Below are 18866 nucleotides of genomic sequence, written 5' to 3'. Positions count from 1 at the left end.
GTGCCTTCCTGCTTATCGTATTGATAATTTCCTACTGAAGGTCGCTATCGGGATTCCTTCGATTGTCAACCCTTACACGATCAGGCGTACTCGTTTGGCTGATGACAGATACCCGACGAGCTTGCTCTACCAACTGCGTAATGCGCCATGATACTGTTCATGAAAAAACCCGAACCACGGCTGGTTCGGGTAATAACGAGGATGCAAACGGTAGTTGTCCTGAGTTGTTGCCGCAGTTAGTTCGAAGTCGAACTCATCTTTGTCATCGTTCCTTTGCGACCACTTTTGCCCGACATATTGCCCTGGCCAGACGTTGACGTGCTGCCCTGGGTGTTCATCGAATTGTTGCCCTGACGGCTATTCCCGTTGTTGGTCGAACCATCGCTCATCGAACCGTCACTCATCGAACCCGAACGATTAGTCTTGCTGCGACCTTTCTGACTGCTGCTATTCATCGATCCCGAGCCGGTTGTGCTACCTGTGCCCATGGTTGAGTTGTTACTGCCACCGCTGGTCGATGACCCGTTTTGGGACGCCGATCCATTGGTTCCGTTTCCTGTGCCACTGCCTGTACCACCGTTGCCTGTCGTCTGCGCCTGGGCGCTGAAGGTTGCTATGCCTACTAGCATCGCTCCCAGTATCATCACTTTTTTCATAACCTTGAGTTTATTGATTAGGGGTTTGTCATAAACTAATCAGGACAACAACTTTGTGTGGAGCGCTAAAGGTTTTAGAATGAGTCACTTTAATGCTAAATTAATTCAAAGCTCAGCCCAACTGCGGATCATAGCAACGATAGACCTGACTACAAATTAGAAAAAGGACGTGAACCGGCAAGTTGCATTAATTGCACCCAGTCCTTCGCTGCGCTCTTTTCGAGAAAGTCAGCGTTGGAAACAGGGTCTGATTCGCCTGGAAAGTCTCTCCGGTCAAGTGAAGAAGTCCGGTGCCGGGCGATCTGTTCGGTATTCGCTTACTGGCAATACAAGTAGGGGGCCAACCGCTTACAAACACGCCGTTTTCCAGCCTGTGCCCGTTCCAACTGATTCCGGTACTGGGCCAATTGCATATCAAGGCGGATGCAGGACGATTCCCAAAGAGGAGTCAGAGAAACCCGTTGACGATGCGCGTCCGTCTTTCGCACAGCGCGTTCCAGGCAACGAATCCGAGTCTGATACGTTTCATACAGCCGCACAGAATAGGCCGTCAGTAGCTGTTTCTGCGTAAGTTCTGAATCAACCGATACCGTTAACAGGGTTTGCCATGATTCTTCGAGTTGCTCGATATGAGCCCGGATTGGTTCACCGTCGAAGGCTTCGGACGGTAAAGAGGTGCGCTGGCCGGTCGACAGATCAAGCAGTTCAACGCTTACCAGTGACTCACCCGCTGTGATAATGCCGCTGAGCACATCGAAAGCGCCTTCTAATTGGAGAACATGACAGGAGAAGGGACGACAATGGCCCTCGTTATCCATTGTCACAAAAACTAAAAGCATATAAACGAAAGAAACGGGGACGAGGTGTACCCTACACAGCTAACTGTTTAACCAGGTTTAAAGTGCGGAAAAGGACTGAGAAAATGGTAAGTTGGTCTGCGTTGGTAAATACACCCGTTCGTTGGGACTTACCAGTCAAGTTCTTGAGTCTGTCCATTGTAATGTCCTCAAGTAACGTTCGCCCGTAGTGTGGCCTTGATTCGGCTATTGATCAACTCGCGTGTGTGCTGCGTCAGCGTTGCAACGAGGTCACTGCGATCGGCTTCGGGCAGGCATTGCTTTCGCTCATCTCCCAATGAGGAGAACACTAATCTATTCCACCGCTTTACTGGCGAGTATTCGTTTGTACAACCGCTGAACCTGCATTTTGTGAAAGTCAGAACCGCGTGGCGTTTTAAAACCAGCCACGTTCAGTTGTTGGGCAATTTCTTCGTAGGTCTTCCCATCTGAACGCAGCATGCTAATCAGGGCGGAGGCACGACGGCTATTCTCATTATCCTCAGCCATCTCCTTGGCCAGTTGAGACCCCAGCAAACCGGCCGCTGCTTTCCGGGCATTGGGGCCGCCCACCCGCCATTCGCCCACCCGAACACGCCGGGCTTCCAGCGCCTGCCGGGTGCGAATACTGATCAGCACCCGTTCCCGATCGGCAATGGCCATAAACAGCGTTAGGGTGAATTTATCCAGATTGGGAATGTCACAACTCTCCAGCCGTTCACCCAGTTCCTTGTAGATATGCAGGGCGTTCTCCGTGTTTCGACTGAGCCGATCGATCTTGGCCACCACCAGCGTAGCCCGTTCCTTTTTACAGAGGGCGATTGCCTTTTGCAGTTCGGGTCGTTTGTGGATCGTTTTCCCGGATCGGACATCGGTAAATTCAGCCAGTATGGGTTTGTCTCGATAGAAATGCTGGATGTAGGCCCGTTGGGCTTCCAGTCCTAACCCCGATTCACCTTGTTTTTTGGTAGACACCCGGAAGTAGAGAACATACCTGCTGTCTGCGTTCATAGAGGGAAGGATTCAATAAATTGACGAATACGCGGGTTATTCAGATCCAATGACGAGCCGCTGGCGTTGTTAGTAGTTCCATCAAGCCGCAGCCATCTGGCCCAGGCGAGTTCTCTGCTGTGTCTCCTCTGTGTCTGTCACGGCTATGTTAATGATAGAGCCTAAATGTAGATTGAAAAAAGGAATGTAACAAGCGCATAACGAGCGTCATGGGTTTGTTACATTGAATAAGCATACACTTATCCAACTGTCAAGTTGACAGTTCCCACCTTTATCGTCATCCTGGTGATTTTTAACGAAAGTAGCCAGTCGCTCACGAACTGGTCAATGAGAGAGTTCCCACAAGGTAGGCTATGTACGAGTAGACGACCCATTTCAGTCTTCGCTTTAGTCTCACCTCTCAGGCTGGTACTATGAACTGAGTGCTTGACTCCGTTCATTCGGAGCTGAAGATTGATTCACATAAATGCCAATCTGGCTTCTGCACAAGCCTAATTAACTGATCTTTTTTTTGATAGCGTGCCAGATGAATGTCATTGCCTAAATAGCTCGAATTTGAACGTTATTTTGTCAAACAAATTCTTGTCATATGTATTATCTCTGAACAACTGTTTCTAGTAACACTAGCTAGTCCAGTCAGGGATCAGGGTGAATCTGATTCACGGCCAGACACGTATATGCTAGCCTGGAACCGGTTTTCATACCCCTAAACGTTACTGTCCTATGAACCAGGCACCCGCTAATTTTAACCCATTGCCCTACGATCCGTCGTATGAACAACCGGAGCCCGATGAAGCTAAAACCATTCAGGAGATTATTGATACCATGGCCGACATTCAGCGCAAAACGTATCAGTCCCAGGGCCATGCTATACGGAGTGTACATGCCAAAGGGCATGCTATTCTAACCGGTGAATTACAGGTATTTGACAACCTGCCTCCTTACCTCGCGCAGGGCTTATTTGCCAAACCCGGTACCTACCCGATTGTCGCGCGTATTTCTACCCAGCCGGGAGATGTGCTGCCCGATAGCGTATCGACTCCCCGAGGGATCTCGTTCAAAGTAGGGAATGTTGACGGCGAGCACCTGCCCGGCGCGGATGAATTGACGACCCAGGATTTTATTCTGGTCAACAGTCCGGTTTTCCCCCAGAAGTTGAAGGATTTTCTGAGTGGTCTGAAACGGTTCGATCTACTGACTAATAAGGCCGAGGGCTTCAAGGAAGGGCTGTCCAAAACACTGCGTGCCGTTGGTGAAGTCGTTGAAAAAGTGACTGGGTCTGACGCGGGCGTGATGCCCGGTATGGGCGGACAGCTGGCTACTCACCCCATGGGCGACACCTACTATTCGCAGGGGGCCTATCTGTATGGTGACTATATGGCCAAGTTTTCCCTGACGCCGGTGACGCCTGCCCTGACTTCGCTGAAAGATCAACCAATCGATGTAGATAGCGACGATGACGCCCTGCGCCACTTATTGCAGGATTTCTTTGCTACCAATGGCGGGGAGTGGGAATTTGGCGTGCAGCTATCGACCGATATCGACAAGATGCCACTGGAGGATGCGTCGGTGGAATGGCCCGAGGACGAAAGCCCTTACCTGTCCGTCGCCAAGGTAACGATTGCCCCACAGCAATCCTGGACGGAAGACAAGACGGCTATAGTGAACGACAAGATGTATTTTAGTCCATGGCATGGTCTGGCGGCTCACCGGCCGCTGGGGGTCATTCAGCGGGCACGCAACGCGACCTATAAAGCATCGGCTGAATTCCGCCGTACGATGTACGGTAAGGCGGAGAATCCTGAGGAAGTCAACTAACGGCAGCCTTGCAGACTCACACTTCACCGAAGTATGACAAATAGAAGGCTGTTTTTTGCAGCCTTCTTGCTTTATGGCCCAGCTGTAATTGGCAACAGGATACCACGTTTGCTATGTTGGTTTTGGCGCAATTCCTTAAACGAATTCAGTGCTATCCAGTTAACGTATGTATCGTCTGTAATATATCCTGAAACGTGGCAGATACGGGCGGTTATCGTCAATAGCATGAACGCCACCAGCGTACCAAGTTTTCGTTTCTGAACCAGTTCAGCCGTATTTTATGCAGATAAGACAGGTGGTCATACCGGTAATCTGCATCATCGATCAATCTTGTCTAAATAATCTATGAATAAGAATACCCCCCCTGAGGAGTTTACCGGTGATCTTGACCTGAATAAACCCCAAACAGAAGCGGCCGGTATAGCGGCCATTACGGCATCGTTTGAGCACGTTTTACGGGGAACCAATCTCGTCCGGGGCTGGAAGGCCCTGGTCAACCTGAATCAGAAAGACGGTTTCGACTGTCCATCCTGCGCCTGGCCCGACCCCGATGGCCAGCGTTCGCCCATTGCCGAGTACTGCGAAAGCGGGGCCAAGGCCGTGGCCGATGAGGTCATGACGAAGCATACCGCGTCACCCGTGCTTTTTCAACGCTACTCGGTTGCCGAATTAACGGAAAAAAGCGATCTCTGGTTAGGCCAGCAAGGTCGGTTGACCCAGCCGCTGGTGTTACGACCCGGTGCTACTCATTACGTGCCTATCGACTGGTCAGAAGCGTTTGGGCTCATCGCCGATCAGCTCAATGCACTCGAATCGCCCAACCAGGCCATTTTCTATACCTCGGGCCGCGCCAGCAACGAAGCCGCTTTTGTCTATCAGCTCTTCGTCAAGATGTTTGGCACCAACAACATGCCCGACTGTTCCAACATGTGCCATGAATCGACTACCGTCGCCCTGACCGAAACGCTCGGATTGGGGAAGGCAACGGTAACCTACGAGGATTACGAAACCGCTGACGTGGTGATGATCATGGGCCAGAACCCAGGTACGACAGCCCCCCGGATGCTGACGCCCCTGGAAGAGATGAAGCGCAAGGGTGGTAAGATCATTGCCGTCAATCCGTTGCATGAAGCCGGTCTGCTGGCCTTCAAATACCCCCAAAGTCCACGCGACATGCTACTCGGTGGCGAAAAACTGGCTGACGTCTTTCTACAGGTTCGCATCAATTCGGATCTGGCGTTGCTGAAAGCCATGTGCAAGCTACTGCTGGAGGAAGAAAAGAAAACACCGGGTAAAGTCCTCGACCAATCATTCATCGCGACCCACACATCGGGTTATGAAGCGTTCGTGAAAAGCCTGGACCAGTTTGATCTCAACGAGTTAGCTGCCCAGTGCGGCCTGAGCGTCGCCCAGATTCAGGAAGCCGTCGATCAGTTTAAGTACACCCCCAAGCTGGTGATCGTCTGGGCCATGGGCCTTACGCAGCACAAAAACGGCGTGGCCACCATTCAGGAGCTTATCAATTTGCTGCTGCTGAAAGGGAGTATCGGGATCAAAGGAGGAGGAGCTAGCCCCATTCGCGGACACAGCAACGTACAGGGTGACCGCACGATGGGAGTCTGGGAAAAACCCAAACCAGAATTGCTGGAAGCCCTGGAAAGAGTATTTCACTTTTCCCCGCCCCAGGACAATGGTTATGACGCGGTGGCTTCGGTGAAAGCCATGCACGAAGGCAAGGCCAGCGTCTTCTTTGGCCTGGGCGGTAATTTTGCCATGGCCGTGTCAGATACCAATTACACGGGTGAAGCGCTGCGCAACTGCAAACTGACCGTGCACGTATCGACCAAGCTCAACCGTAGTCACTTGATTCATGGTGAAACGGCCTTGATTCTCCCCTGCCTGGGCCGCACGGATCACGACGTTCAGGCATCGGGGCCGCAGTTTATCAGTTGTGAAAGCACCACCGGTGTGGTAGCTCAGTCCCATGGTATTCTGGATGCGGTTTCGCCCCATCTGAAAAGTGAAGTAGCCATTATCTGCCAGCTCGCTAAAGCAACCCTGAACGGGAAATCAACGGTCGACTGGGATAGCCTGATGGGTGATTACGATAAAATTCGGGAGCTGATTGGCAAAACTATCGAAGGCTTTGCCGACTACAACAAGAAGGTGCGGCAGCCGGGGGGATTCTACTTGCCCAACGGTCCCCGCAAGCGGGAGTTTGCAAAAACCAGTGACGGAAAGGCGCATTTCACGATCAACGCCCCCACGCCCCATGACCTGCAAACGGGTGAACTGTTGCTGATGACCATTCGCAGCCACGACCAGTTCAATACGACCGTCTACAAAAACGCCGATCGATACCGGGGCGTCCACAACGAACGGCGAGTCGTTTTCATGCATGCCGACGATATTGCGAATCTTGGTTTACAGGCCAGACAAGCGGTTGATCTGCACAGCCGGTATGATGGGGTAACGCGAACGGCCCATCGATTTCTGGTAGTGCCTTATGACATACCCCGTGGTTGCTTGGCGGCTTACTTTCCGGAAACCAACGTCTTGGTACCCATCGATCAAATGGCTGAGAAGAGCCATACGCCTATCTCTAAATCGATCGTGGTGCGGATAAGCCCAAGCCAGGAGTAAGCGTCGCTGGTACGTGTACAGAGGCCGATAAAACGAACAGGCAGTGATGATGTGCACTGGTCACCGGGCAAATGGCCAGACTTCGCTGAATCAGTCGGCACTCAATTAATGATCGATCAGGCAGGTAACAAACCCTACGTAAAGGACACGGTAAGACTCACGATAATTGACATAAAGCAATGAATGAAGACAAAGTTGCCCGCGGGCTGGGCTGGTTTAGCATCGGTCTGGGCCTGGTTGAGATGCTGGCCCCCCGCCCCCTGGCGCGGGTTTTAGGCACCCCACATACGGGCATTATCCGGGTGTTCGGCCTGCGTGAATTCGTGGCTGGGGTGGGTATTCTGGCGCCGAACAAGCCCGCACCCCCCTGGCTTTGGGCGCGTGTGGGGGGTGATGCCCTGAACATGGGAGCACTGGGCTTGACCTACCAGAACAATGCCGCCACCCGAAAAGCGGTTGGTGTTTCACTGGTCGCCGTCGTTGCCATCGCGACCCTCGATCTTTGGTGTGCCCGGCAGCTAAAGCCCTACAAATGGCCGATCGATCAGCAGTAAGCGACCGCAAGGCCAGGCACTATTGAGGTTAACGCCGGTTCGCTGATGAATCGATTAGCGCGGTGTTTCGCAGCCTTGCCAGGTGCAGTTCATGTACCCCCTTCATCGTGTGAACGACCTAAAAAACGTCCATTCGATGAAGGGAATAAAAATCCTCAGCCTCTGACTAGTGCTTTACTTAGTGAGTTTGCCTCTAAAAATTGATGCGCGTTTTGGCACTTAGCCCAGTCCAATCCGCTACTCCTCATGTTGGTAGCGTTCTAGCGTGGATTTATTAATGGTCAGACTCCCTCCCGGGTAATGTAGGGCTTAGATTCCGGCAAGTTTCTGTCCTATCCGCTATTCTTCCCCTGCGTTCGGTGTCCAAGCAAACAGCCTGTATTGGTGAAACCACGAGCGGTGACCGATTAACTTCAGCGTGAACCCTGATCAAATCTTGGTGAAAATCACGCGATAGACTCTCGCTGAACACCAGGCAACCGGTGGTTTGTTAGCAACCGTGGGCCTTATTGACTAGCTTTGGAAGTGCCCGCGAAACAGCAACTCTACAGAACGCTTGTAGGCTCATTTGCGGTTAGGCTCTACCCCGTCAACGTCACGTAACTCGTTTAGCGTTGCTGTTGACGGGCGCGAGCTGATGCACAGCAATCACCATCGACCAATCCCTATTCAGTTCAACCCATGCAAAAAGTACTTTATTTCTCACTGGCGTTGTTTATGGCAGGAGCCTGTCAGCGCGCTTCAGTTCCGAACACCAAACGCGTAGTCCTGACCGGGATCGACGCGACCAAAAAGCCGGGGAATGATTTCTTTGCCTACGCTAACGGTATCTGGAATGATACTGTCCGGATACCCGACAGTCAGACCGGAGTAGGATCATACTCGTTCTTAAATTACCCCCAGCGCATCCGGTTGCAGGCGATTCTGGACAGCGTTTCGACCAGTCGGAATGCGGCCGGGAGCATCGAACAGAAAGTAGGCGATTTTTATGCTTCAGGTATGGACACAGCCGCGATCAACAAACGCGGGTACGAACCCATCAAGCCCCTGCTCACCCGCATCAATGCGGTGACGGATGTGCCGTCGTTGTTGACCGTCGTGGCTGACGAACAAAAAGTTGGTGATCGGTCTATTTTAGGCTTCTACGTAGGCCCCGACAATAAACGGAGTACGATCAACATTGCTCAATTCAGTCAGACCGGCATTGGCTTGCCCGAACGGGATTATTATGTTAAGACCGATTCCTCGACCCGCGCCATTCAAAACGCCTACCGCAACTACCTCACCCGCCTGTTCGAATTGATCGGTACTGAACCCGCGACCGCCCGGAAAAACGCAGCCCTCGTCTATGACATCGAAAACCAGTTAGCCCGTGCCCATAAAACCAATATAGAACGCCGAGATGTCAAGGCGAACTACAACAAGATGGCTGTCGCTGATCTGTCCGCAAAACAGCCTGCTTTACGGTGGACCACCCTGCTCGGTGATTTGGGCGTGAAGGCGGATTCGGTCAATGTAGGGCAACCGGCTTATTACGACCAGCTGAACTCGATACTGACATCGGTTCCTATCCGGGATTGGCAAGTGTATTTGACCGCCCATGCACTGACAAACTATGCCAATTTTCTGAGCCAGCCGTTTGTGGATGCGTCGTTTAACTACGCAAAAATTCTGACCGGGCAGGCGGTCAAGAAAACACGGGCCGAAGAAATGACGCAGGCGGTCGATGGTTCGCTGGGCGATGCCCTGGCTCAGTTGTACGTAAAAAAATATTTCCCCGAAGCGGCCAGAAAGCGCATCGCTGCCCTGGTCGATAACCTCAAGACAGCCTTCGAAGCGCGGATCAACAAGCTCGACTGGATGAGCGATTCCACCAAGACGAAAGCCAAAGAAAAACTGTACGCCTTCAACCAGAAGATTGGTTACCCCGATAAGTGGCGCGATTACTCGACGGTAGCGGTACGGCGAGATGACTACTTCGGAAACCGGTTGGCAGCTACGAAGAATGAATACGATTACAACCTGGCTAAGGTGGGCCAGCGGGTCGACCGCGCCGAATGGCATACGACTCCGCCTACGGTAACGGCATATAACAATCCTCCGCTGAATGAAATCGTTTTTCCGGCTGGTATCCTGCAATCGCCTTATTTCGATGTCAATGCCGATGATGCGCTGAACTACGGGGGCATTGGTATGGTAATTGGCCATGAAATAACGCACTCGTTCGATGATCAGGGTGCTCAATACGACAAAGACGGCAACGTAACCAACTGGTGGACCAAAGCTGATTATGCCAAATTCAAAGCCAGAACCCAGCAGGTGATCAACCAGTACAATTCGTTTACCGTACTGGATTCGGTGCACGTAAAGGGGGCCTTGACCGTGGGCGAAAACACGGCCGATATTGCGGGCGTTGCCATTGCGTACGACGCGTTTAAATTGACCGAGCAGGGCAAGAGCATGACGAAACTGGATGGCTTTACCCCTGATCAGCGGTTCTTTATCTCGATAGCCCGAATCTGGCGCGTGAAAACCCGGGATGCGTTCATGGGCATGTACGTAAACACCAACCCGCACTCTCCGGCCAAGTGGCGGGTCAATGGTCCGCTGATGAACTTCACCCCGTTTTACAACGCCTTTGGCGTACAACCGGGGGATAAAATGTACAAGCCCGAGACGGATCGAATAGTCGTTTGGTAAACGGGTGACCTGAAAAAGAGGATGTTCGGTGTTTTCGTTTTTCGTTTCGATACGCCGTATCTTGGAGATACGGCGTATCGAAACGAAAAACGAAAACACCGCTCCGTTTGAACAAAATTCCTAGGGCGGGCGCAGGGATCGTGCGTGACAATTCAGTAAAGAGCAGACCGCAACTTACAGGTACTCTTCCCGGTTTGTTCTGGTGTTGATGACGGGAAGCCCTTCGATCAGGGCGCTTCGTTCGGCGCCATCTAAAAAGCACATAACTCCTTCCTGATTTCGGTTTTCCCGAAAACGGGAGTACACATACCCCTCTTCGACGGACAAGGCGGGCAAGCCGTTCAACTTCTCTTTCTTCACGAAATACGCATTATTCCCCGCCTGATTGCAGCCCACGAAGGCATAACCTTTTTCGATCGCCAGATCACATAATGCAGGGAGCGAAGCGCCAAAATACAGGTACGAATAATGCGCTTTCTCCCGCCTGAAGTCAGGTCTGTACGGGGCCGTGAGCGCTCGCTCGGATCCGAACAAACTATTGTATTCGATCACCACGATGTCGGCTTCGACCGCCGTGATGGCTTTCCACACCCAGTAATCGTTCCCGTCGATGTCGATACTAAGTAATCCGATCGGGCCAACAATGCCATTGTCAATCAGCAGTTGATTAATGTTTTCGGCCGTGATGAAACTCGCAACGGCTTTCAGGCTGTAGCGCCAGAAAAACGTCCGCGTCTTGATGTAATTGATAAAGGTTGGCGAACCATCGATGATCAACCCTTTCCAGTTGTTGTTCATCATCAGGAAGCGGGTATTGGCCTCTTCGTAATCTTCAACGCCAAACTCAACAAACGTATCCACGCGCGGTTTGACGTGATTGATCAGGTACTGAATAATGCCGTCATCCCCAAACTGGGAGAACACCTTAAATTCCGCTTCCTGTATGGATGTAGCCTGCTTCACCAGTTTGGCCAGCGCGGCCCCCATCACTAATTTTGTAGCCGCGTTATCGGCTTTAGCCTGGCTAAGCTGGTCCTGCACTTGTTGGATTTGCTGCTGGAATTGCGCTTGCAGCGGTTCAATGAGGAACTGTCTTATTTTTTTACTTAGTTTCATACGACACGAATATCGGGCTTACGCCCGGAAAGATACGACACAGGCCGCGTTACGACTTGTCGTTCCAGTAGGGTTCCCACCAGCAGGATTCATTTTCTGTAGCAGGTCGATTGAGTACTGGGTCGTGAGGTAGTTGCCGACCTGTTTCTGGAGCGGACAAACCGACAGACGTTGAACAAAGGCATCATATAGGGCGACTTACCCGGAAAAGGTGCCTGGTGCCGGTTTCCGTTCGTTTACCCGAAGTGCCAGAACTAAGTCCCGGCACGTACTGAAAAGTCAACGGCTAAGAAAAAAAGATACCGCAATCGCCCATTGAGTTGAAGGAAGTCGAATCGAACCCTTCTGCTTTCGTGTATCTGTACCCGTACAGGGATCAACCTGCCTGCTGGAATGATATGCCGGTCGTATTCGTTGGGGAGTTGTTCCTTTACGCCTGGAATGCCAATCTACGAGACGCTCATGACCACCCGCCTGCTGCTGCTGACTCCGCCATTTACCCAACTCAATACACCCTACCCCGCTACCGCCTACCTGAAAGGCTACCTGAACACGCTGGCTCTTGCTGATGGTGGTTCGGTGGTGGCTAATCAGGCAGACCTGGGTATCGAAACGATTCTGAGCCTTTTCTCGACCCAGGGAATGGCGGCCCTGTTTGCCACCGCGTCCACGGTGGGGAATCTGAGCCAGAACAGCCAGCGAATCCTGCGACTACAGGCCGATTATATAGCCACGATTGAGCCGACAATCCGGTTTTTGCAGCACCGAAACCCTACCCTTGCCCACGCCATTGCCGACCGGAGCTACCTGCCCGAAGCCTCCCGCTTTGCCGAAGTCGATGAACTGGATTGGGCTTTCGGAACCATGGGTCTCCATGATAAAGCACGGCATCTGGCAACCCTCTATCTGGAGGATATTGGCGATCTATTGGCGGAAGCTATTGACCCTCACTTTGGCTTTAGCCGATACGCCGAGCGCCTTGGCAGAAGTGCTACGCATTTTGACGAACTACAGGCGGCACTGACGGCACCCGATACCCTGGTCGGTCAAACGCTACTGCGTCTGCTGGACCAGAAAATGGTTCAGTTTCAACCCGACGTGGTTTGCCTGACCGTGCCCTTTCCGGGAAATCTGTTCGGGGCCTTACTATGCGGGCGGCATTTGAAGCAACACTATCCAACGGTTCGGGTAGTGCTGGGCGGTGGGTATGCCAATACCGAGCTTCGTAGTCTGCGGGAACCGCGGCTGTTCGATTACGTGGACTTTGTAAGTCTGGACGACGGAGAAGCCCCACTGCGCTCCCTAATCGACCATTTGCGCGGTCACCGGCAGGCGGCCTTCCTGAAGCGGACATTCATGCGAGTTGACGGGCAGGTGGTGTACCAGAACGGTGCTACCGACCGGGATGTAGCCCAGCGCGACACCGGCACACCCGATTACGCCGATTTGCCGCTCAACGACTATCTGTCGGTGATCGAGGTGACCAACCCCATGCATCGGCTGTGGAGCGATGGCCGCTGGAATAAACTCACCCTGGCCCACGGCTGCTACTGGGGAAAATGCTCGTTCTGCGACATATCACTCGATTATATTGCCCGCTACGAACCCCTAACCGCTGGGCTGCTCTGCGACCGGATCGAAACCATTATGGCACAGACGGGACAAAACGGATTCCATTTTGTGGACGAAGCCGCTCCACCGGCCCTGATGCGGGACGTAGCGCTGGAAATTCTGCGCCGGGGGCTGACGGTTGTCTGGTGGACCAACATCCGTTTCGAGAAAGCTTTTACGGCTGACTTGTGCCAACTGCTCAAACTGTCCGGTTGTATTGCCGTTTCGGGTGGGCTGGAAGTGGCTTCGGATCGCTTGCTGGAGCGAATGAAGAAAGGGGTGACGGTCGCTCAGGTGGCCCGCGTGGCCGACCATTTCACCACGGCGGGTATCATGGTCCATGCGTATCTGATGTATGGTTTTCCGACGCAGACTACCCAGGAGACCATCGACTCACTGGAAATGGTGCGCCAGTTGTTTGCCATCGGCGCGGTACAATCCGGCTTCTGGCATCGATTCGCCATGACCGCTCATAGTCCCGTGGGCCTTCACCCGGCTGGTTTCGACGTGCAGCGCATAGGTCCCGCCGATGGTCTCTTCGCCGATAATGATCTGGACCACGCCGATCCGCTGGGGGCCGATCATGACCGGTTTGCCGAGGGATTGCGCCGATCATTATTCAATTACATGCACGGCGTAGGGCTGGACAGTCCATTGGCCAGTTGGTTCACGTTTCGGGTGCCACCTACTACTGTGCCGCCCGATTACATTGAAGAGGCCATCGCCGACACCACCGACGACGTAGTGCGCAGCCACGCGCTGGTGGTCTGGCCAGGTCACGCGCCGACGCTATCGATGGTAGAACCACGGCGGGAACGGCGGTCATCCCAACGGGTTCGCGCGGTGCCGCAGGCCGAACTGACGTTTGCCCGGCGGCAGGATGATCTGGTGATGGACCTACCCCTGACACTGGGTCAATGGGTGGTTCAACAATGGCCCCAGCTTAGCCTGAAAGCAACAACGCCCCTAACCATCCAACAGGTAGGAGCTGCTTTTGAGCAGGCTGGGTTGGGCAGTTTCGTCGCGTTTCAACAGACCGAAGGCTGGTCCGACTGGCGGGAATATGGGTTATTGGTACTGTAAACCAGCTATTTATCTCCAGGGATTCCTGCCGATAGCTCCTACTTCAGTTCGACTGATTATCCGGCTTGAGCGCTTACTCATAAATGTGGTAAAATTTACCACATTAACGACGATACCGTTGTACTGAACAGCAAGACCACGATTCCGAAAGCCCGTCATAAATGTGGTAAATTTTACCACATTTATGAGTACATCACTTTTACCAGTTAGCAAGAGGCACGATTTGGAAAGCCCGGCGATTAATGTGGTAAATTTTACCACATTAATCGCAACACTGTTTTTCCCAAATAACAAGAGCACGATTCTGGAGGCCCGCAATTAATGTGGTAAATTTTACCACATTAATTGCGCTACCGCCTGTACTGGTCAACGAAAGACAAAACGTCGACAGCCTCGTACTTAATGTGGTAAATTTTACCACATTAAGTACGAGGCTGTTTTTGCTAATCGATAAGAGGCTGTCTAAATTTTACGTAGGGAAAGACAAAGATGATCTCGAAACAAAAAATCGGACAATCTATGAAAGACACGATTTGGAAAGCCCGGCGATAATGTGGTAAATTTTACCACATTATCGCCGGGCTCCGTTTCTCTCATTGATCCATACGTGATACGATACGTTGTAATTGATCGATTAACTGCAAACAGGTAGCCCTGATATCAGCGTCTGGATCGTTCAGATTGGCTGCCAGCTGTAGTACCTGAGTAATGTGCTCCTGCGTTTTTTCTGGTATAACAGGCTGTGTATAAGGCTCGCCGTTCGGTGTTGGCGGTTCTGCAAGCAGACGATTGAGTTGATCAACTGATTCTACGGGAGGAACCGGCTGCGGTAGGTCACCCAATCGAATGAGGAGCCCCTTACCAAGTTTTACCTGACGACTTAAGACCTGTTTTTTCAGTGGCTCGGCCAGTTTATCAAGACCTTTAGCGTAGCTGGCATCCAGCCGAATCGTTTTGGCACTAACATTGAACTGCTTCGCCAACGTAGTTTCAGTACGATTCGCTGTTTTTGGCGAATCGGTTGTTAGATCAATTGCCGGTGGGCTATCTACCAGTTCGTGTTCAGTTGAACTAGCGGGACGACCGGTCTGTCGTTTAGTTTGTAAGTAGCGCAAGCCACGTAAGTAGGCGGTTTGTTCAGGCGTTAAATTTCGTCTTCCCAGTTGATTATCGATCATGAAATCCCGGACATTCTCTTTGCCCGGAAACTCACGGAGTAAAATTTTGAAATCCAGATGAAAGGTCTGGCAAATGGCATAGCGGTTGTGCCCGTCGATCAATACATAGGCCGGCGATAAATCGTCGGATCCATCGAGCGTTGCTTGGGTCGTGTGCCAGATAAGCAGCGGTTCCCGGCACCCTTCTTTCTGCACATTGAGTGCCAACTGAGCATACTCTTCGCTCAGCAGCGGTGGAATGAGAGCCTCAAATTCGGGAAGTATTTTGATGAGCCCCTTTATTTCTTCCTGCTGGACCAATGACCCGGCCTCTTTACGGATTAATGTTTTCGGCCCAATTTGATCGAATCGCTTTTTCATTCGTGGTCGGTAGCTTAATGAGCGTGAATGGCCAGGTATTCAGCAGCCAGTTGTTTGTAATCCTGGGCACCCGGCGAGGAATTATTGTAGCGGAATATGTCTTCCTGCGCGTACTGTGATTCCTTCAGGGCAGCATTGAGTCGAATCTCCGTCGTGAAAACGGTGAAGGCGGCCAAATCCTTCCGGACAGATTGAATGATCTCTTTATGCAATAACAACCGGCGATCCACGCGCGTCATCAAAATGCCATCGATCGCTAAGCGTTCGTTGAAAAACTGGCGAATTTCCTCGATCAGTTCAAACAGATTATTGACCCCTTTCACGGCGGATGTCTCCGGTTCGAGGACAACAAGAGCGGACGTAGACGCGATCAGGGCTGAATTCGTGAAGATGTTGAGGGCGGGCGGGCAGTCAATGAGAATGAAATCGTATTGACTCAGGACCGCATTGAGGGCTGTTTTGAGCCGAAGGGCTCCACTTGGCGAATGCGTTAAATCACGCTCATACTTGGCTAGCTGAAGATTGCTCGGGACCAAATCGAAGTTGGGGCTGATGGCCGTGATGGGAAGCGGCTGGTTATGAACAAGTGACTCTAACAGCTGCTGTTCGGGGCTGTCGACCCCCAGGCTCTGCGAGAGGTTCCCCTGAGAATCCATGTCGATCATCAGGATTCGGTAGCCGAGTAAATTAAGCGCCCGGCCAAAATTGATCGTCGTGGTGGTTTTGCCAACACCGCCCTTGTGATTGACGATGGAGATAACGCGCGCTTTCCGGTTTTTGTATTCATTCAATCCATATTGAATAAGGACCGGTTCCAGGGCTTGGAGGTGTTTGCTGTTGAGTACCCGCTGACCGGAGATTGCCTTGGTAAGCGTACTGGCCGACAGATTTGCTTCTTTTTCGATCGCTGCCAGGGAGAGGGCTGCCTTAGCGCTTAAGAAATCAATGACTTCTTGATTCGTGATCATGAGGAGGTACGATTTGTCCTAAAAATCTGACATATTTCGCACTAAATCAACAATATGGTCAATGTAATTAGACAATGGTACTGACCTGGCTGCCGGAGTCAACCGTAAATGTCGCATCTACGGGCGTTTCGAAACAAAGTCAGTTCTGGTTACTGCCAACCACAAGCGGGAAAACCGGTAAACGGAAAAAGCCCCGTCAGGAGCTTTTTCTGTACTGGTGGCGAACGAGCCACGCGTGATTTGGCATGCCCTTAATCGAGTACCAGTTCCGCGAAAGCCTCCTTGGTGAAGCCTTTCAGCTCGTCGGTGCGGCCTGTTCGTATTTTGGTTACCCAATTAGGGTCTGCCAAGATCGGTCTGCCCACGGCTACCAGGTCAAAATCGCCCCGGTCCATCCGTCTGTTCAGCTCGTCGAGGGAGGCTGGCTGGGAACTTTCGCCCGCAAAAGCCCCGAAAAATTCACCCGTCAGGCCCACAGAACCCACCGTGATGGTGGTTTTGCCGGTCAACTTTTTAGCCCAACCCGCAAAGTTGAGATCAGAATCGTCGAATTCGGGTTCCCAGAAACGACGTTGTGAGCAGTGCAGCACGTCAACACCAGCGTCCACCAGCGGCTGAAGCCAGGCTTCCATTTCCTGCGGTGTTTTGGCTAGCTTATGGGTGTATTCAGCGGGTTTAAACTGCGACAGCCGGATGATCACGGCAAAATCTTCGCCGACCTGTTTCCGGACTTCCTGTATCACATCCGTAGCAAAGCGGGTACGCTCGGCCAGGGTTTTACCGCCATAACTGTCAGTACGCAAATTGGTGGCATCCCAAAAGAACTGGTCGATCAGATAACCATGCGCCCCGTGAAGTTCAACACAATCGAACCCCGCTGCTTTGGCATCGGCTGCGGCTTTGCCAAAGGCCAGGATCGTGTCATCGATGTCCTTTTGAGACATGGTCGAGCCATTGGTAAAACCGGGTCGGTTGAGCCCCGACGGTCCTTCGAAAGGAACAGGTGGCACCCATCCCGACCGGTGATTGTCCATAATGCCCATGTGCCAGATCTGCGGTCCCATCTGCCCGCCTTTCGCATGGACTTCATCAATAACATGCTTCCAGCCCGCCATCGCCTGCTGACCATAGAAATGCGGTACGTTGGCATCATTGGAAGCCGAAGGTCGGTCGATGACAGTACCCTCTGACAGAATCAGGCCTACTTCCCCTTCCGCTCTCTTCTGATAATAAGCGGCTACCTGTTCGGTGGGAATCCCATCGGGCGAAAACGATCGCGTCATCGGCGCCATGACAATACGGTTCCTTAGGTTCAGTGTTTTTAACTGAAAGGGACTGAACAAACGTTGAGTATTCATTTTTTTGTGGTTGTATTATAACGATGAAGAAATAAGTTTACTTAACCGCTCAAAGGCCGCTTCATCACGCCTGTAATAGGTCCATTGCCCCTTGCGGGTCGCCTGAACAAGTCCGGCCCGTTGCAGGATTGAGAGGTATTCGGAAACGGTTGACTGGGTGAGGTTGGCCTTCGCCTGTAATTGTCCGACACAGACGCCCTGTTCATATCCGTATTCTTTCTGACCCGGAAAGTTGATTTCGGGCTCTTTCAGCCATTCCAGCATTTGCAGCCGCGTCTTGTTGGACAGCGCTTTGAAGATGTCAACCTGTTCCATGTGGCAAAGATATCGACTTTTCCCGATATATAGAACTATTCAGCCTCTTTACGAAAAACAGGTTGATCGCAAGACAGTCACAATGTGTCCTGCGCTCAACCCATCAGGTGGTTTTGCTCGGAAAATGGCTGGCTGGACCAACCTAGTTCAACCGCTACCCCGGAATGGAAAACATACGCTAAAGACGCGTACGATACTAGTAGCATTGGGTAGAAACTACCGAATCGAATCGACCCGCCTTGCTTCAGTGTCAAGGATTGGTGTGACTCATAATGGGCTGGTCGAGCATTGATCCGACACCTCAGTCGGTTAACCGAACGATGTAGATAAATCCCAATCTTTTTTTTGCGATAAAGGAACCCTACCCGGTTTCCACGGGTTGCTTCCCTGTGCGTTTTGTGGGCTCAACAGTGATGAAAATCCGCCCGCAAACGTAAGTAGTCAGACAGTCAGCCCGTTAGATAATACTCAAAAAAAGTTTATTAATCGGGAACGATGAACGCCGATTGGGTTGTTATTTGATAGGCTCCCTAGAAAAAGTAGGGTAATCACCAACCAACAGTGAGTAAGATCGACAAACCGACGTGGTTCTCGATTCTCTACTTTTGCCGGGCAGGCTTCACAAGCTATCGCTACAACGCTTCGACCAACGGGTCGAA

The 18866-nt window shown here is 51.9% G+C and carries 13 protein-coding genes; 5 read left to right on the top strand and 8 right to left on the bottom strand.

The features are described 5' to 3' along the window. Positions 1-236: 236 nt before the first annotated feature. From GK091_RS28510 to GK091_RS28500, 3 genes are all read right to left on the bottom strand, one after another. Positions 237-656, bottom strand: coding sequence for a hypothetical protein (locus GK091_RS28510; RefSeq protein ID WP_164044154.1), 420 nt, complete (start codon positions 654-656; stop codon positions 237-239). Between the two features lie 317 nt (positions 657-973). Continuing rightward, positions 974-1495, bottom strand: coding sequence for a hypothetical protein (locus tag GK091_RS28505; protein ID WP_164044153.1), 522 nt, complete (start codon positions 1493-1495; stop codon positions 974-976). Positions 1496-1807: 312 nt separating this feature from the next. Beyond that, the gene (locus GK091_RS28500; protein WP_164044152.1) at positions 1808-2503 is read right to left on the bottom strand and encodes a recombinase family protein; all 696 of its coding nucleotides are present in this window, start codon (positions 2501-2503) and stop codon (positions 1808-1810) included. Between the two features lie 723 nt (positions 2504-3226). Here GK091_RS28500 and GK091_RS28495 point away from each other — a divergent pair. From GK091_RS28495 to GK091_RS28480, 4 genes are all read left to right on the top strand, one after another. Further along, positions 3227-4321, top strand: coding sequence for a catalase family protein (locus tag GK091_RS28495; RefSeq protein WP_164044151.1), 1095 nt, complete (start codon positions 3227-3229; stop codon positions 4319-4321). A gap of 345 nt (positions 4322-4666) precedes the next feature. Continuing rightward, positions 4667-6964, top strand: a complete 2298-nt coding sequence (locus GK091_RS28490; protein WP_164044150.1) for an FdhF/YdeP family oxidoreductase — start codon at positions 4667-4669, stop codon at positions 6962-6964. Between the two features lie 179 nt (positions 6965-7143). Continuing rightward, positions 7144-7518 (top strand): hypothetical protein, encoded by a 375-nt coding sequence (locus GK091_RS28485; protein ID WP_164044149.1) that lies wholly within the window; start codon positions 7144-7146, stop codon positions 7516-7518. A gap of 681 nt (positions 7519-8199) precedes the next feature. Then, entirely contained in the window at positions 8200-10218 is a 2019-nt protein-coding gene (locus GK091_RS28480; protein ID WP_164044148.1) for a M13 family metallopeptidase, read from the top strand. A 174-nt stretch (positions 10219-10392) separates the two neighbouring features. On the opposite strand, the gene GK091_RS28475 is transcribed toward GK091_RS28480, so the two are convergent. After that, the gene (locus GK091_RS28475; RefSeq protein WP_164044147.1) at positions 10393-11334 is read right to left on the bottom strand and encodes a hypothetical protein; all 942 of its coding nucleotides are present in this window, start codon (positions 11332-11334) and stop codon (positions 10393-10395) included. A gap of 462 nt (positions 11335-11796) precedes the next feature. On the opposite strand from GK091_RS28475, the gene GK091_RS28470 reads away from it, so the two are divergent. Then, positions 11797-14028: a B12-binding domain-containing radical SAM protein gene (locus tag GK091_RS28470; protein ID WP_164044179.1), complete on the top strand. Its 2232-nt coding sequence runs from the start codon at positions 11797-11799 to the stop codon at positions 14026-14028. Between the two features lie 593 nt (positions 14029-14621). Here GK091_RS28470 and GK091_RS28465 read toward each other — a convergent pair. The 4 genes from GK091_RS28465 to GK091_RS28450 form a co-directional block, all read right to left on the bottom strand. Next, entirely contained in the window at positions 14622-15566 is a 945-nt protein-coding gene (locus GK091_RS28465; RefSeq protein ID WP_164044146.1) for a ParB N-terminal domain-containing protein, read from the bottom strand. A gap of 14 nt (positions 15567-15580) precedes the next feature. Next, complete coding sequence (locus tag GK091_RS28460) at positions 15581-16534, bottom strand: ParA family protein (protein ID WP_164044145.1); 954 nt, start codon at positions 16532-16534, stop codon at positions 15581-15583. Between the two features lie 251 nt (positions 16535-16785). Next, positions 16786-17892 (bottom strand): NADH:flavin oxidoreductase, encoded by a 1107-nt coding sequence (locus GK091_RS28455; protein WP_164044144.1) that lies wholly within the window; start codon positions 17890-17892, stop codon positions 16786-16788. A gap of 15 nt (positions 17893-17907) precedes the next feature. Further along, positions 17908-18207 (bottom strand): ArsR/SmtB family transcription factor, encoded by a 300-nt coding sequence (locus GK091_RS28450; RefSeq protein ID WP_164044143.1) that lies wholly within the window; start codon positions 18205-18207, stop codon positions 17908-17910. Between the last annotated feature and the right edge of the window lie 659 nt (positions 18208-18866).

This window comes from Spirosoma agri (genome assembly GCF_010747415.1).
Classification (GTDB): domain Bacteria; phylum Bacteroidota; class Bacteroidia; order Cytophagales; family Spirosomataceae; genus Spirosoma; species Spirosoma agri.
This window is presented reverse-complemented; position numbering and strand designations above follow the sequence as displayed.

Bases quoted from the DNA above. Each gene is read 5' to 3' on its own strand.
- GK091_RS28450 (WP_164044143.1), bottom strand. From the start codon at position 18,207: ATGGAACAGGTTGACATCTTCAAAGCGCTGTCCAACAAGACGCGGCTG.
- GK091_RS28490 (WP_164044150.1), top strand. From the start codon at position 4,667: ATGAATAAGAATACCCCCCCTGAGGAGTTTACCGGTGATCTTGACCTG.
- GK091_RS28495 (WP_164044151.1), top strand. From the start codon at position 3,227: ATGAACCAGGCACCCGCTAATTTTAACCCATTGCCCTACGATCCGTCG.
- GK091_RS28460 (WP_164044145.1), bottom strand. From the start codon at position 16,534: ATGATCACGAATCAAGAAGTCATTGATTTCTTAAGCGCTAAGGCAGCC.
- GK091_RS28510 (WP_164044154.1), bottom strand. From the start codon at position 656: ATGAAAAAAGTGATGATACTGGGAGCGATGCTAGTAGGCATAGCAACC.
- GK091_RS28480 (WP_164044148.1), top strand. From the start codon at position 8,200: ATGCAAAAAGTACTTTATTTCTCACTGGCGTTGTTTATGGCAGGAGCC.
- GK091_RS28485 (WP_164044149.1), top strand. From the start codon at position 7,144: ATGAATGAAGACAAAGTTGCCCGCGGGCTGGGCTGGTTTAGCATCGGT.
- GK091_RS28500 (WP_164044152.1), bottom strand. From the start codon at position 2,503: ATGAACGCAGACAGCAGGTATGTTCTCTACTTCCGGGTGTCTACCAAA.
- GK091_RS28455 (WP_164044144.1), bottom strand. From the start codon at position 17,892: ATGAATACTCAACGTTTGTTCAGTCCCTTTCAGTTAAAAACACTGAAC.
- GK091_RS28475 (WP_164044147.1), bottom strand. From the start codon at position 11,334: ATGAAACTAAGTAAAAAAATAAGACAGTTCCTCATTGAACCGCTGCAA.
- GK091_RS28465 (WP_164044146.1), bottom strand. From the start codon at position 15,566: ATGAAAAAGCGATTCGATCAAATTGGGCCGAAAACATTAATCCGTAAA.
- GK091_RS28470 (WP_164044179.1), top strand. From the start codon at position 11,797: ATGACCACCCGCCTGCTGCTGCTGACTCCGCCATTTACCCAACTCAAT.
- GK091_RS28505 (WP_164044153.1), bottom strand. From the start codon at position 1,495: ATGCTTTTAGTTTTTGTGACAATGGATAACGAGGGCCATTGTCGTCCC.